This is a genomic window from Actinocorallia aurantiaca, from assembly GCF_039533685.1.
GTDB lineage: Bacteria > Actinomycetota > Actinomycetes > Streptosporangiales > Streptosporangiaceae > Actinocorallia > Actinocorallia aurantiaca.
This window is the reverse complement of the sequence record NZ_BAAATZ010000002.1, coordinates 299,194-311,690: the sequence shown is the minus strand read 5'-3', so window position 1 is coordinate 311,690 and position 12,497 is coordinate 299,194. Positions and strand designations below refer to the sequence as shown.

Below are 12,497 nucleotides of genomic sequence, written 5' to 3'. Positions count from 1 at the left end.
GGGACACCGGTCACGAGATGATCGGGAATCTCGGCGATACGGCGTCTTACAGCCGATACGGCCTGTCGTGTCCTGTGACCATGGGCCGATGGAAGAGGAGCTGTGGCGAGAACAGGTCGACGTCAACCCGCCCGAGGGAACGCCGTCCTGGCTGGAGTTGAGCGTGCCCGACCCCGACCGGGCCCGGGAGTTCTACGGAACGCTGTTCGGCTGGACCTTCGAGGACGACCTGTGCCTCCTGGACGGCCTGCCGGTGGCGGCCATCCGCCTCCTCGGCGACGGCCCAGGTGAGCCCAACGGGCCCGAGTGGACGGTCTTCTTCGCCACCGACGACTGCGCACGGACGTCCGACCGAGTGAACGCGGCCGGAGGACACCTCCTCCGGCCCCCGTACGAGGACGGCGACCGGGGCCGCGCGGCACTGGCGGCAGACCCCAATGGAGCCCATTTCGGCCTGTGGCAGGGCCGGGAACTCGTCGGAACGCGCCTCGTCAACGGCTACGGCACCTTCATCTTCAACGAACTCCTCACCACCGACGGAGAACGCGCACTGCCCTTCTACCAGGAGCTCTTCGGCTACCGCCCGTCCGCCTCCAGCTCCAGCAGCGACCTCGTGCGCCCCGATGGCCACACCGTGGCCTCGATCATCTCCCGCGAGGCCATGGACGACCTGGACGACCCGGCCGACGGCGACCTGCCCCACATGGTCGAGCTGGACGGTTCCCTCCACCTCCCCGGCCACGGCTCCTGGCTCACCTACTTCGCGGTCGACGACGCGCACAAGGCGACGAAGCGCCTACAGGACGCAGGCGGCTGGGCCCATTCCCCGGGCCCGGTGGAATGCCCCTGGGGCTGCATCTCTGCCGTCAAGGACCCCCTCGGCACCCCTCTCCGCCTCATAGAACCCTGGGACGTCATCTGACGGGTCTTTCCCGTGCCGCGAACCGCCTCGACGCCCGGACCGCTTCCCCGGTCCGCTGATCGTCGCAATCCTGCTACGGCGAGGACGGCCTCTGGGGCACGCTAGTGGCTCGGGTGAAGCGTGCGCCCCACTCCTGGACGTGCGCGGCGAACTCCGGAGGGCCCAGCACCTCGAACTCGGCGCCCACGTTGCCCAGTGCCTGGGTCGGCCAGTCGAGGGAGGTCGAGGTCATGGTGAGCCGGCAGGTGTCCTGATCGAGCGGTTCGATGGTGCCCCACTGGCCGACCGCCTGCCGTACCCGGGCCGCGGGGGCGTGGACGAGCGCCTCGACCTTGTAAGGGGCCGGGGCTCCGCTCGCCGCCTGGACGAAGGCCGCGGCGTCCTCGGCCGGGAGCGGACGGGGCCGGAAGCGCGTGCCGGTCGCGGTCGGCCCGGTCAACCTGTCGAGGCGGAAGCTGCGCCAGTCGTGCCGGGTCAGGTCGTAGGCGACCAGGTACCAGCGTCCGCCGAGGGCGACCACGCGGTGCGGCTCGACCTCGCGCTCGGTGGGTGCGGAGCCCCTGGCGGTGTAGCCGAAGCGCAGCCGCTCCCGGTCCCGGCAGGCCTGGGCGACCGCGGTGAGCACCCCCGCCGCGACGACCGGACCGGACGCCGCGACGGAGAAGGTCGTCTCCCGCAGGGCGTCGACCCTGGCCCGCAGCTGAGGTGGCAGGACCCGGACCACCTTGGTGAGCGCGCGCAGCGACGCCTCCTGCATGCCGGCGATCCCGCTCTGCGCCGCGTCGCCGATGCCCACCGCGAGGGCCACCGCCTCCTCTTCGTCCAACAGCAGCGGCGGCAGGACGGCGCCGGGCGCGAGCTGGTAGCCGCCGTCCGTACCCCGGGCCGCGCTGACCGGGTAGCCGAGCTCACGCAGCCGGTCGACGTCGCGGCGCAGGGTCCGCTCGGACACCCCGAGCCGGTCGGCCAGTTCCACGCCGGGCCAGTGGCGGTGGGTCTGCAGCAGCGCGAGCAGTCTGAGGGTCCGTGAGCTGGTGTTCGCCATACCGTCATTTTCGCTCTACTTCCGGTCAGAAAGTGACCGGAAGCGTCTTTAGAGTCGGTCTCGAAAGCCGCTCCGACGTGAGGACCAAGGAATGATCACCCGTGAGATTCAGCTGGCCGCGCAGGTCACCGGCGCACCGGCACTCGACAATTTCGCCGTCGCCGAGACCGAGGTGGACGGCGAGGTCCTGGTGCGGACCGACCAGGTGGGACTCGCCGCGACCTACCTGGAGCTGATGCGCGCCGACTGCACCATCCCGGTACCGGCCCGGCGGCCGGGCGAGCGGGTGGGCGTGGCCGCCATCGGCACCGTCGTCCGGTCCGACAGCCCCGAGCTCGAAGTCGGCGACCTGGTCCAGTCGATGACCGGCTGGAGCGAGTACTCGGCGGGCCCGGCTGCCCAGTACGTCAAGCTCGATCCCGTCGCCGACCCCGGCTACTACCTCGGTCAGGGGCCGACGGCCTACTACGGGATGGCCGACGTGGCGGCCGTCGGCGAGGGCGACGTGGTGTTCGTCTCCGGCGCGGCGGGCGGGGTCGGCTCACTGGCCGGGCAGATCGCCCGGTGCCTGGGCGCGGCGCGGGTGATCGGCAGCGCCGGCAGCCCGGCCAAGGTCGACTATCTGGTGAACGAGCTCGGCTACGACGCCGCGTTCGACTATCACGACGGTTCGGCTGCCGACCGGCTCCGGGAGCTCGCGCCCGAGGGCATCTCGGTGTTCTTCGACGTCGTGGGCGGCGAGCAGTACCAGGCCGCGCTGCAGGCGGCCAGGCTCGGCGCCCGCTTCGCGCTGTGCGGCTCGCTGTCCAGCCAGCTCGGCGACGCGGCAGAGCGCTTCCCCGAGCCCGACCTCTCGGCGGCCCGGGCCAGGGGCGTCGAGCTGCTGCCGTTCTCCTGCCACCACACCCCCGACCAGATCGCCGCCTGGCGGGAGCACTTCAACGCCTGGCTGGGCGAAGGCCGCTTCGTCTATCCGCAGACGGTCGTCAAGGGCGGGATCGAAGACGTGCCGCAGGCGTTCCTGTCCCTGCTCCAGGGGTCCTACCGGGGCAATGTGTCGGTGCGGCTGTCATGACGACTCTCTCGAGCAGGGCCCTGAACCGGGCCCTGCTGGGCCGCCAGTTCCTACTGGAGCGCACCGACCGCACCCCGCTGGAGGTGATCGGGCGCCTGGTCGCAATGCAGGCGCAAGAGCCCAACTGGCCTTACGTCGGGCTGTGGAGCAGGATCCACGGCTTCGACCGATCCGAGCTCACCGCACTGCTGGAGGACCGGAAAGTTGTCCGCTCCGGCCTGCTCCGCAGCACACAGCACCTCACCGCGGCCGACGACTTCCGTCGGCTGAGGCCGCTGCTGCAGCCCGTACTCGACCGCACCGCCCGCTCTGCGTACTTCGCCCGCAACAGCGATGGCTTGGACACAGCCTCGCTGGTCGCCACCGGGCTTGAGCTGCTGGCGGGCGGGACGCTACCGCGAAAGGAGCTGGCCCGACGGCTGACCGAACGCCACCCGGGCCGCGACGGGCGCGTCCTCGCCGGGGAGGTCGAGCTCAGAACCCCCCTCGTCCACAACCCGGCCACCGGCGCGTGGGGCTCTTGGGGCACCCGATCGGCCGTCTCCGTCACACCCGCCGAGACCTGGCTCGGCCGACCCATGGCCCCGGCGACCGCCGAGGACCTGATCCGCCGCTATCTGGCGGCGTTCGGCCCGGCCGGGGTGATGGACGTGCAGGCCTGGTCCGGGCTGACCCGCCTCAGCGAGATCGTCTCCCGGATGCGCACCGAACTACGCCACTACCGCGACCCCGACGGCAGGGAACTGATCGACCTGGCCGACGCGGAACCACCCGACCCCGACACCCCCGCCCCCGTGCGGCTGCTGCCCGCCTTCGACAACGCCCTGCTCGGCCACGCCGACCGGACCCGCATCATCGCCCACGAGGACCGCAAGCGCGTGATGCCCGGCCAGGCGCAGGTACGGCCCACCTTCCTCGTGGACGGCCACGTACACGGAAGCTGGTCCTTCAAAGGCGACACCCTGCACCTCACTCCGTTCCGCCCGCTGTCCGCAACCGATCGTGCGGCCCTGGAGCAGGAGGCGGAGCGCCTGCTGCCGTTCGTGGGAGGCGCCGTTCTGGTCTGAACTGATCGTGCCGAGCGGAACAGCGGTCCTTTCCGGGAGGATCCGCCCTCAGCCGGTGTGGTGGTCTGTTCGACGTTCATGGATTCCCGTGCACGGTGAGCTATGGAGCCGGTTCAACAGGATCTAGCAAGGAATCTCGGCCGTTCACGGCTGGGAGGAATTGCCTCCGCGGGGCGGGATCGAGCGCCACGCATCGGTCGGCCGGGGCGTTCCTTCTATCCGAGATACAACGAACATGCAGGTCGTAGACGAAGCTTCACCCCGTTGTGCATGCCGGAATCGGAAACACTCTCGGTTGCGGAGAGAATACGCTACGTTGGGGGTGTGAAGCTCGTAGTGCAGGTGAAGCTCCTCCCGGACGAGGCCACCGCGGTGGCTCTTCGGGAGACCCTGCACACCTCCAACCGGGCCGCCGACCACGCCTCCCGACGTGCATTCGACAGCGGCGTCAAAAGCGGCCGGGCGTTGCAGCGGCTGGTGTACGGCGAGGTGAAGGCGATGGGCCTGTCCGCCCAGCCCGCCCTCCACGCCGTCCGCAAGACCGCCGACGCCTACGCCGCCTTGAAGGCGAACCTGAAGGCCGGGAACTACGGCCGGGAGGGCTCCAAACGGCGCAAGGCCGTGGAGTCCAAGCCGGTCCGGTTCCGTAAGGATGCCGCCCAGCCGTTCGACGACCGCTGCCTGTCCTGGCAGCCGGAGGCGCGCACCGTCTCGATCTGGACCGTCCGCGGCCGCGTGAGGAGCATCGGATTCCAGTGCTCGGCGGCCCAGATGGAGATGCTCACCGAGTACCGGCGCGGGGAGTCCGACCTGGTGCTGCGGGGCGGAAACTGGTACCTGTACGCGACCTGCGAGGTCCCCGAACCCGAACGGGGCGAGGTGGTCGGCTTTCTGGGCGTGGATCTGGGCATCGTGAACATCGCCACCACCAGCGACGGCGACCGGTACGCCGGTAAGCACCTCAACCAGGTCCGGCACAAGAACCGGCGGCTGCGTCAAAAGCTCCAGAAGAAGGGCACCAAGGCGGCCAAGCGGCTGCTGCGCAAGATCTCCGGCCGGGAGGCGCGTTTCGCGGCCGACACCAACCACTGCATCGCCAAGAAGCTCGTGACCGAGGCTCAACGCACCTGCCGCGGTATCGCCCTGGAGGACCTGGGCGGCATCCGTGACAGGGTACGGCTCCGCAAGCCCCAGCGGGTCACCCTGCACTCCTGGTCCTTCGCGCAACTCGGCGCGTTCATCTCCTACAAGGCAGCGCTGGCGGGGGTTCCGGTGGTGTTCGTGGATCCCCGGTACACCTCGCAGGGCTGCTCCGCCTGCGGCCATGTCAGCAGGAGCAACCGGCCTGATCAGTCCACATTCCTTTGCACGTCGTGCGGCTTCGCTGAGCACGCCGACGTGAACGCGGGCCGCAACATCGCCCAACGCGGTGCTGCGGCCTGGGCAGTGAGTCACGCTGCCGACGACGCGGCCTGAACCACACCGGCCAGGTGTGGGGAAGAGCTGCAAGCTCGACCCTTCAGGGCCGAGAAGCTGACTGTGTGGCGAGTTACCGTCGGAGAGCCCACCGCGATGGCCAGGAGGCAGACATGGGCGAGCGGAACGCGGCTCAGGGTAAGGGGTTCGGGCCGTACACCGTCCTTGACCTGCATGAGCTTCCCGATGATGGAAAGGGTTTCGAGCTCGAGGACGGGTGGCTGATCGAAGTGGCTGCCAGCGCACGACACAACTGGGTGATGCGCACTCTGGCGCGGCTGCTCGATGCGGCGGTGAGTGATGCCGGGGCCGACGTGCTCGTCCTTGACGGTGGCGAGTGGGAGATGAGCACACCGGCGGGGATCAGGAAACTCGATGTGTTCGTGGTTCCCCGCGAGGTCGCGCGGGCGGCCATCGTCGACGAGTCGCCGAAAGTGATCCCCGGATGTGAGGTGCTGCTCGTGGTCGAGGTCATCTCGCCCGGCAGCGGCAGCGAGCGCACCGATCGGATGCGTAAGGTGGCGGACTATGCGGCCACGGGGATCCCGCAGTACTGGATCATCGAGCACACACCGACACTGCTCGTCCACAGGCTCGCCCTGCACGGCGACACCTATACGCCCACCGCACCGCCGACCGGCGCCGGCTCTCTGGTCACGGCCGAGATCGAAGCCGACAAGCCGCTTCCCGTCACCTTCGACCCGGCCGTTCTGATGGACTTCTGATCAGCGCCGGGAAACCGGTCGTAGACCATCCGGAGTTCCTGAGCGCATGACGGCCGAGGAGATCGAAGCGGTGTCAGTCTTCCGTGTCCGGTGCCTCGACGGCCATCAGCGTCACGGTGCCGTCGTCCGCGACGGACCAGCCCGGGTTGTGGCAGACCTCCCAGCGGTGGCCGTCGGGGTCGGCGAAGTAGCCGTGGTAGCCGCCGAACGCCGCGTGTTGCGGCTCCTTGAGGACGGTCGCCCCCGCCTCTCGGGCCCGCCGCACGGCCGCGTCCACTTCGGCGGGTGAGCCGAGGTTCTGCGCGAGGGTGAAAGGGGTTCCGGCCGTCGCCGCGTGCCCCGTGTCGGCGCCGAGCTCCGTCAGGGGGAAGAGCGCGAGGGCCAGGCCCTTGCCGACCTGGTAGAAGACGATCTCGTCCAGGTCGAGCAGCGGCGTCCAGCCGAGGCCTCGGCTGTAGAACCGGCGGCTGACCCGCAGGTCTTCGACGCCCAGCGTCACCAGGTTCAACTGCTGGTCCATGAACCGCCCCCATGCGCCGGTAGGAGATCATCCCTCGGCCGCAACGCTACCGGCGCGGTAGAACGAACACCGTCTGACGCGACGGCCTTGCGGGGAAGCGCGGCTGACCCGGCGCGGTCCTCACCTCGTCGGCGCCGAGGCACCGGGACAAAGGAACTACAGGTCGTGACGGCCTGCTCGGATCTCCTTCAAAGCCTTGCCGAACGCCGCCCGCCCGAATGCCAGGTGAGGAGCCTCCGGGTTCTTCGAGTCACGTACGGCCACTTCGAAAGGAAGGCCCGCCAATTCGATACAATCCCCGCCGGTAGGGCCGCTGTAAGTACTCTTTCGCCAGTGGACCGACGTCAGTTCCTGATCTTTCACAGACCCTCCCAGGCCGCGTGCAGGAATTCCAGGGAGTCGTCAGCGGACATTGCCACTCCCCGGATCAGGTCGAAGTGCACGGTGTGACCTCGCACGTTCGCTGCATTACCCGTGATGCTACCTCCCAGATACCCTTCGGTGTAGACCATGTCCGGACCGTCATCGAATCTGAGGATCGTGAACGCCCCCATGACCCCCGGGTAAGCCCCCTTGCCCGGAGGAACGATATGCATGGTGACGTTCGGCATCTTGGATATCTCGACAAGCCGGGCGATCTGATCCCGCATGATCTCTCGACCACCGACCGTGCGTCGAATGACCCCCTCGTCGAATACCGCGACGATCTGGGGAGGCTCGTCTCTCGCGAGGATCTTCTGACGCTCCATTCGCTTTGAGGCCAGTTGCTCGACCTCTTCTGCCGCCCGGCCCGACCTGAGAACCTCACAGGCATAGTCGTACGTCTGAAATATTCCTTTTATGACGCCGAACTCAAATATGTACATGAGAGAGGCGCGGGATTCCTGGTCGACATAGTCGATGAACCCGGGCGGCAGAAGACCGTTGGTCCGGGCATCCATGATGTTCTGCTGAAGTTCCGTGAACGCCTCGGTACCGAACAACGTGTTGAGGTCCTCGGCGAACCTTGGAGACGGCACGTTCTTGGCCGCTTCCACCTGACTGGTATAGGCGGGCGTGTAGCCGAGTTTCTCGGCGAGTTCCTTCTTGCCGAGGCCCGCCTTGACGCGGAAGGCGCCGAGTGTGATGGCGAACGCCCTGATCGCGGGGTCTTTGGAGGGTTCGGACTGTGCGGTCACTGGCTGCTCCCGGGGGCGTACCGGCACGGCGGTTAAAGCGATCAAGAAGCTGGTCAAACGGTGGTGCGTCACGGGTCCGTTGCTCACGGTATCCGCTCCTGTGAGCCTGGTCATGGGAAACGGAGACGAAAAAACAAAGGATCCGGACGTGGAAGAGCAGGAAATTCGCAGGCTTTCCGAGGACTATCCCGATTTTTGCATCAGTCGGATTTCGGGACCGGCGACAACGATCGCGACGGCCATGCCGGGGCCTCAGTACGCGTCGCACGGAACGAGTTCTCTCGCGGGCACGCAGGTCGAGCAGGTCTTTCTCGCGGAGTTGGCGCAGGTGCGGGCCGGACGCGCCTGGGTGCGCGACGTCCTGCCGTCCGCCTGCCCGTTGCGGGACGACTGCGTGCTCGTGTTCTCGGAACTGCTGGCGAACGCCGCCGAGCACGGTGGCGGAGGGCTGGTCAGGGTGTGGATGACGCACGGCACGGGACGTGTGAGAGGCGTCCTGATACAGCGTGCGCTGCCAATGGCAGGCTCCGTTCCAGAGGTCCCGCTTCCGGTGCTCCTCGAGATCGAGCGGCTGCTGGAAGCCCCCGTACAGCGCATGGCGGACGTGGCGGACCTGGCCGAGTCCGGGAGGGGCCTGGCCGTGGTGGCCGCGCTGTGTCCGGGGCCGCTGGAGTTCGAGCGGCGGAGGGACCACTCGGTGATCCGCTGGGAGTTGGAAGGGTGCGCCTGCACTGTCGGGACATCAGAGGCGTCTCCGATGGAGACCGAAGCGGGAATCTGACATACGTCACACCGGAAGACTGATATCCATCATTTCGATTCCGGGATCTTTTCCCGTCCCTCACACCATTCCTTAAAATACCCACCGAATTACCTGATCATGGCCCGGTGATCTCTTCTTCGGAGAAAATCGCGGTGCTGGACGGGCTGCGGGGTGTCGCCATCCTGCTCGTCGTCTGCGTCCACGTGGGCGACGCGACGGGAGTCGTCAGATATGCCGGCTTCGGCTGGCGGCTGCTGGACACCGGCAGCATCGGGGTGCCGCTCTTCTTCCTCCTGTCGGGCCTTCTGCTCTACCGACCGTTCGCGCGGGCCACGTTGGACGGCACCGGCTTTCCCGATGTCAGGCGCTATTTCCAGCGCCGGGCGCTTCGCATTCTCCCCGCCTACTGGCTCGTGCTTCCGGTGGCGTTCCGGCTTTCCGCATCACCTCAGGCGGAACGCCCCCTCGTCTGGCTGGAGTTCATCACCCTGACCCACCCCTACGCCCCCAGCCGCTGGTGGGAGGGCACGAACCTTCTCATGCTCTGGAGCCTGTCCGTCGAGGTCTGCTTCTACCTGCTGCTGCCCCTGCTGGCCTGGGGAATGCACCGCTCGTGCCGGGGATCGGCGCGGCGGCTGCTCGTCATCACGTCCGGCCTGGCCGTGGCATCCGTGGTGTGGACGGCGGTACTGCGCTACGTCGCCGAACTCCCGTTCATCTTCTACTCCGAGCATCTGCTGCCCCGCTCCCTCGTCCACTTCGCGCTAGGAATGGCTCTCGCCGTCGTGGCCGAACGTCCCGGCGCCGTCGCCGCACGGATAGCGGCCTCCCCAGGCCTCGGCCAAGTGGTCGCGCTCTGCGGCCTGGCCCTGCTCTCGACTCCGCTGGCCACCCCGCTGTCCGGCCCGCAGAGTTCCCACCAGTACCTGGTGGCCACCGTCCTCACCCCGCTCGTCGCGTTGGCAGCCGTCGCCCCCGCGGCCCTCGCTCCGGACCTTGCCTTCAACCGCGTCCTACTCGGAAACCGCCTCCTCATGGAGTTCGGCCGGATCTCCTATGGCCTGTTCCTGTGGCACATGCCCGTCCTGATCGCCTGGTACCAGCTGACCGAACGCTCCTTCTTCCTGGGCGACTTCTGGCTCGTCCTCACCGTGATCCTCCCGATCTCCATCTTGTTCAGCGCCCTGAGCCACGACCTGGTCGAGCAGCCCTTCCAACACCTCGGACGACGGCCGGGAAAGCGGACAGAGGCTCCGGACAAGTACAGGTGTGAGCAGACCGGTGAGAGAAAGGCGGTTCCGGATGGGCGAAGCGCTCGATGAGCTCAGCGAGACACGGCCCGTCTCGGGGCTGCACGGCGGCGCGGAGGAGTTCACGGCCGTCTACGACCGGTACTTCCACGACGTCTACCGCTACGTGGCGGGACGCGTCGACGTGCAGGTCGCCGACGATCTGGCCGCCGAGACGTTCCTCGTGGCGTTCCGGAACCGGAAGAAGTTCGATCCGGAGCGCGGTTCGGTCAGGCCGTGGCTGTTCGGTGTCGCCACCAATCTCGTGCGGCGACATCGGAGATCGGAGCTGCGGCACTACCGGGCGCTGGCTCGAGCGGGGGCCGAGCCGGACGCCGACAGCCACGAGGGGCGGGTCGTCGCGGCGGTCTCGGCGCAGGCGCTGAAACCGACGCTGGCCAAGGCGCTCACCAAGCTGAACCGCGGTGAGCGGGACGTTCTCCTGCTGCTCGCACTCGGCCAGCTCAGCCATGAGGAGATCGCCGAAGCACTCGGCGTCTCGTACGGAACGGTCGGTTCCCGGCTCAGCCGGGGCCGCGCCAAGCTTCGCGACATTCTGGAGGAGAAATGAGGGAGGTCCAGATGGTCGCGGACCTGCTCGCCAAGACCGGGCCGTCCGCTGAGACCGTCGACGCCGGCAGGCGCAGACTGCGGCAGGCCGACACGACCCGACGCCCGCGCCGCGGCATGCTGTTCGGCGGGTTGGGCGGTTTCCTCACGCTCGTCTCAGGTGTTGCGGCGGCGGCCGTCTTCATGACGGGGGGCGGCGAGCAGGTGCTGGTCAAACCACACGACCCGGCGTCGGCCTTGCAGACGGCGGCCGAACGGGCCGAGACCGCCTCGTGGGGTTCTGGAAAGTACTGGTACGTCAAGTCCCGCTACACCCTGGCGAGGAACCGTGACAGCCCCCCTGACATGGACGGCACCGGTGAAGCCTGGACGACCCGCGACGGGCGGATGTGGCTCAGGTCCATCTCGCCTCCTGACAAGCTCAGAAAGGCACCGGGAAAGAACCGACTCAACGTCTGCGGCAAGAAGGTGAGCTACCGGGAGATCCAGGACCTCCCCACGGAACCGAACGCGCTGCGTGCCGAACTCCGTCGGATGAGGCCGGACGACCAAGGCGGTCCAAAGCCCCCTGAATACGGGGAGCACCTCCTGACCTCCTGCATGATCGACCTGCTCCTCGAACAGTTCGCCCCGCCGAAGATCCGGGCCGCGGTCCTCCGCTCCCTGGCCGGCCTGCCCGAGGCTGAGGAACTGGGGACCGTACGGGACAACGCCGGACGGGAGGGCACGGCCCTGGCCATCACCAATGGCGAGAACCGGCACGAGCTCATCATCGACCCCGCGACCTCCGCCGTTCTGCAGTGGGAGGGCTTCCAGACTCTTGGAGACCAGACGATGCTGCAGATCAGGACCTTCTACAAGGCCGGCTGGACCGACACCCCGCCGTCCTGATCCCTCCCACCGGCCGGGGCCGTCGTCTGCGCGACGAAGGCTCCGGCCAGGACCATCGCGCCGCCGATGAGCTGCGGCGCCGACAGGTGCTCGCCGAGCAGGAACCAGCCGAGCGTGACGGCGATGACCGCCTCCAGGCAGGCCACGACCCCCGCGACCGGGGCGGACAGTCCCCGCACGGACACCACGCCGGTCACGTAGGCGAAGACCGTGGCGACGAGGACCAGGTAGCCCAGCAGCAGGAGGGCCGGAACGGACGTCGTCCCCAGTTCGGCGGTGCCCTTCAGCACCGTGAAGTCCATCTCCCACGGCCTGACGAGAACGGTCAGCATGGCCGCTCCGATGAGGAAGCCGTAGACGATCAGCCCGATCGGGTCGGGTTCGCTCCGCCCGTCCGACCCGCCCTGATCGACCAGGAGGAAGTACCCGGCCTGGCAGCAGGCCGCGCACAGCGCGAACACCAGCCCGAGGGAGTCGAAGCCCAGCCCCGCCCACACCTCGACCACGCAGGCGAGTCCGGTGACGGCCAGGACCGCGCCCAGCGCCGCGCGGGCCGTCACCGCCCTGCCGCGCACGAACCGCACCCAGCCGAGGATGATCACCGGGGACAGGTACTCCACCAGCAGCGCGACCCCGACCGGGATCCGCGACAGCGCCGCGAAGTAGAACGCCTGCACTCCCGCGACCCCCAGCAGCGCGAACGCGGCGAGCAGGGCGGGCCGCTCCCGTACCAGCGCCCGGTGCCGCCAGGCCAGCGGCGACAGCACCAGCGCGGCGCCCGCGATCCGCAGCCACACCACGTGCACCGGTGACAGCCCGGCCGAGATCAGCGGCTTGGCCGCGATCCCGGAGCTCCCGAACATGAGCGCCGAAAGGAGCGCGATCCCGAGGAACGCGCTCCTGTCCCGCTTCGTCTCGCCCGTCACCGTCATGCCGCTCATGATGACAGTGGCCAAGTGATGATCACTACTGACCT

The 12,497-nt window shown here is 68.4% G+C and carries 14 protein-coding genes; 9 read left to right on the top strand and 5 right to left on the bottom strand.

Translation table 11 applies throughout. The annotated features are described in order from the left end of the window. Window positions 1–88: 88 nt before the first annotated feature. On the top strand, window positions 89–922 hold the full coding sequence (locus ABD327_RS02305; protein WP_344448387.1) for a VOC family protein: 834 nt from the start codon (window positions 89–91) through the stop codon (window positions 920–922). Window positions 923–995: 73 nt separating this feature from the next. On the opposite strand, the gene ABD327_RS02300 is transcribed toward ABD327_RS02305, so the two are convergent. Further along, window positions 996–1,967, bottom strand: coding sequence for a helix-turn-helix transcriptional regulator (locus ABD327_RS02300; protein ID WP_344448386.1), 972 nt, complete (start codon window positions 1,965–1,967; stop codon window positions 996–998). Between the two features lie 91 nt (window positions 1,968–2,058). Between ABD327_RS02300 and ABD327_RS02295 the strand changes: the two genes are divergently transcribed. The 4 genes from ABD327_RS02295 to ABD327_RS02280 all read left to right on the top strand — a co-directional run bounded on the left by ABD327_RS02295 (window position 2,059) and on the right by ABD327_RS02280 (window position 6,310). Then, on the top strand, window positions 2,059–3,042 hold the full coding sequence (locus tag ABD327_RS02295; RefSeq protein ID WP_344448385.1) for a zinc-binding dehydrogenase: 984 nt from the start codon (window positions 2,059–2,061) through the stop codon (window positions 3,040–3,042). Next, on the top strand, window positions 3,039–4,109 hold the full coding sequence (locus tag ABD327_RS02290) for a winged helix DNA-binding domain-containing protein (RefSeq protein WP_344448384.1): 1,071 nt from the start codon (window positions 3,039–3,041) through the stop codon (window positions 4,107–4,109). Before ABD327_RS02295 ends, ABD327_RS02290 begins: the two co-directional genes overlap by 4 nt. Before the next feature lie 324 nt (window positions 4,110–4,433). Next, on the top strand, window positions 4,434–5,585 hold the full coding sequence (locus ABD327_RS02285; protein WP_344448383.1) for an RNA-guided endonuclease InsQ/TnpB family protein: 1,152 nt from the start codon (window positions 4,434–4,436) through the stop codon (window positions 5,583–5,585). Between the two features lie 113 nt (window positions 5,586–5,698). After that, window positions 5,699–6,310 carry a Uma2 family endonuclease gene (locus ABD327_RS02280; RefSeq protein ID WP_344448382.1) on the top strand — a complete coding sequence of 204 codons (612 nt, stop codon included), beginning with the start codon at window positions 5,699–5,701 and terminating at the stop codon, window positions 6,308–6,310. Window positions 6,311–6,383: 73 nt separating this feature from the next. Here ABD327_RS02280 and ABD327_RS02275 read toward each other — a convergent pair whose 3' ends face one another. The 3 genes from ABD327_RS02275 to ABD327_RS02265 form a co-directional block, all read right to left on the bottom strand. Further along, window positions 6,384–6,830 carry a VOC family protein gene (locus tag ABD327_RS02275; protein WP_344448381.1) on the bottom strand — a complete coding sequence of 149 codons (447 nt, stop codon included), beginning with the start codon at window positions 6,828–6,830 and terminating at the stop codon, window positions 6,384–6,386. A 156-nt stretch (window positions 6,831–6,986) separates the two neighbouring features. Next, window positions 6,987–7,193, bottom strand: coding sequence for a DUF397 domain-containing protein (locus ABD327_RS02270; RefSeq protein WP_344448380.1), 207 nt, complete (start codon window positions 7,191–7,193; stop codon window positions 6,987–6,989). Further along, a complete protein-coding gene (locus ABD327_RS02265) occupies window positions 7,190–8,008 on the bottom strand; it encodes a helix-turn-helix domain-containing protein (RefSeq protein ID WP_344448379.1) in 819 nt (272 codons plus the stop codon). Before ABD327_RS02265 ends, ABD327_RS02270 begins: the two co-directional genes overlap by 4 nt. A 148-nt stretch (window positions 8,009–8,156) precedes the next feature. Between ABD327_RS02265 and ABD327_RS02260 the strand changes: the two genes are divergently transcribed. From ABD327_RS02260 to ABD327_RS02245, 4 genes are all read left to right on the top strand, one after another. Beyond that, window positions 8,157–8,789, top strand: a complete 633-nt coding sequence (locus tag ABD327_RS02260) for an ATP-binding protein (protein ID WP_344448378.1) — start codon at window positions 8,157–8,159, stop codon at window positions 8,787–8,789. A 107-nt stretch (window positions 8,790–8,896) separates the two neighbouring features. Further along, window positions 8,897–10,093 (top strand): acyltransferase family protein, encoded by a 1,197-nt coding sequence (locus tag ABD327_RS02255; RefSeq protein WP_344448376.1) that lies wholly within the window; start codon window positions 8,897–8,899, stop codon window positions 10,091–10,093. Further along, window positions 10,074–10,631 (top strand): RNA polymerase sigma factor, encoded by a 558-nt coding sequence (locus tag ABD327_RS02250; protein ID WP_344448375.1) that lies wholly within the window; start codon window positions 10,074–10,076, stop codon window positions 10,629–10,631. The genes ABD327_RS02255 and ABD327_RS02250 overlap by 20 nt, the downstream gene beginning before the upstream one ends. Then, window positions 10,628–11,521, top strand: coding sequence for a CU044_5270 family protein (locus ABD327_RS02245; RefSeq protein WP_344448374.1), 894 nt, complete (start codon window positions 10,628–10,630; stop codon window positions 11,519–11,521). The genes ABD327_RS02250 and ABD327_RS02245 overlap by 4 nt, the downstream gene beginning before the upstream one ends. On the opposite strand, the gene ABD327_RS02240 is transcribed toward ABD327_RS02245, so the two are convergent. Next, window positions 11,485–12,477: an EamA family transporter gene (locus ABD327_RS02240; protein WP_344448372.1), complete on the bottom strand. Its 993-nt coding sequence runs from the start codon at window positions 12,475–12,477 to the stop codon at window positions 11,485–11,487. The two genes, ABD327_RS02245 and ABD327_RS02240, sit on opposite strands and share 37 nt — an antisense overlap. Between the last annotated feature and the right edge of the window lie 20 nt (window positions 12,478–12,497).

Bases quoted from the DNA above. Each gene is read 5' to 3' on its own strand.
- ABD327_RS02245 (WP_344448374.1), top strand. From the start codon at position 10,628: ATGAGGGAGGTCCAGATGGTCGCGGACCTGCTCGCCAAGACCGGGCCG.
- ABD327_RS02305 (WP_344448387.1), top strand. From the start codon at position 89: ATGGAAGAGGAGCTGTGGCGAGAACAGGTCGACGTCAACCCGCCCGAG.
- ABD327_RS02290 (WP_344448384.1), top strand. From the start codon at position 3,039: ATGACGACTCTCTCGAGCAGGGCCCTGAACCGGGCCCTGCTGGGCCGC.
- ABD327_RS02250 (WP_344448375.1), top strand. From the start codon at position 10,074: ATGGGCGAAGCGCTCGATGAGCTCAGCGAGACACGGCCCGTCTCGGGG.
- ABD327_RS02300 (WP_344448386.1), bottom strand. From the start codon at position 1,967: ATGGCGAACACCAGCTCACGGACCCTCAGACTGCTCGCGCTGCTGCAG.
- ABD327_RS02280 (WP_344448382.1), top strand. From the start codon at position 5,699: ATGGGCGAGCGGAACGCGGCTCAGGGTAAGGGGTTCGGGCCGTACACC.
- ABD327_RS02295 (WP_344448385.1), top strand. From the start codon at position 2,059: ATGATCACCCGTGAGATTCAGCTGGCCGCGCAGGTCACCGGCGCACCG.
- ABD327_RS02275 (WP_344448381.1), bottom strand. From the start codon at position 6,830: ATGGACCAGCAGTTGAACCTGGTGACGCTGGGCGTCGAAGACCTGCGG.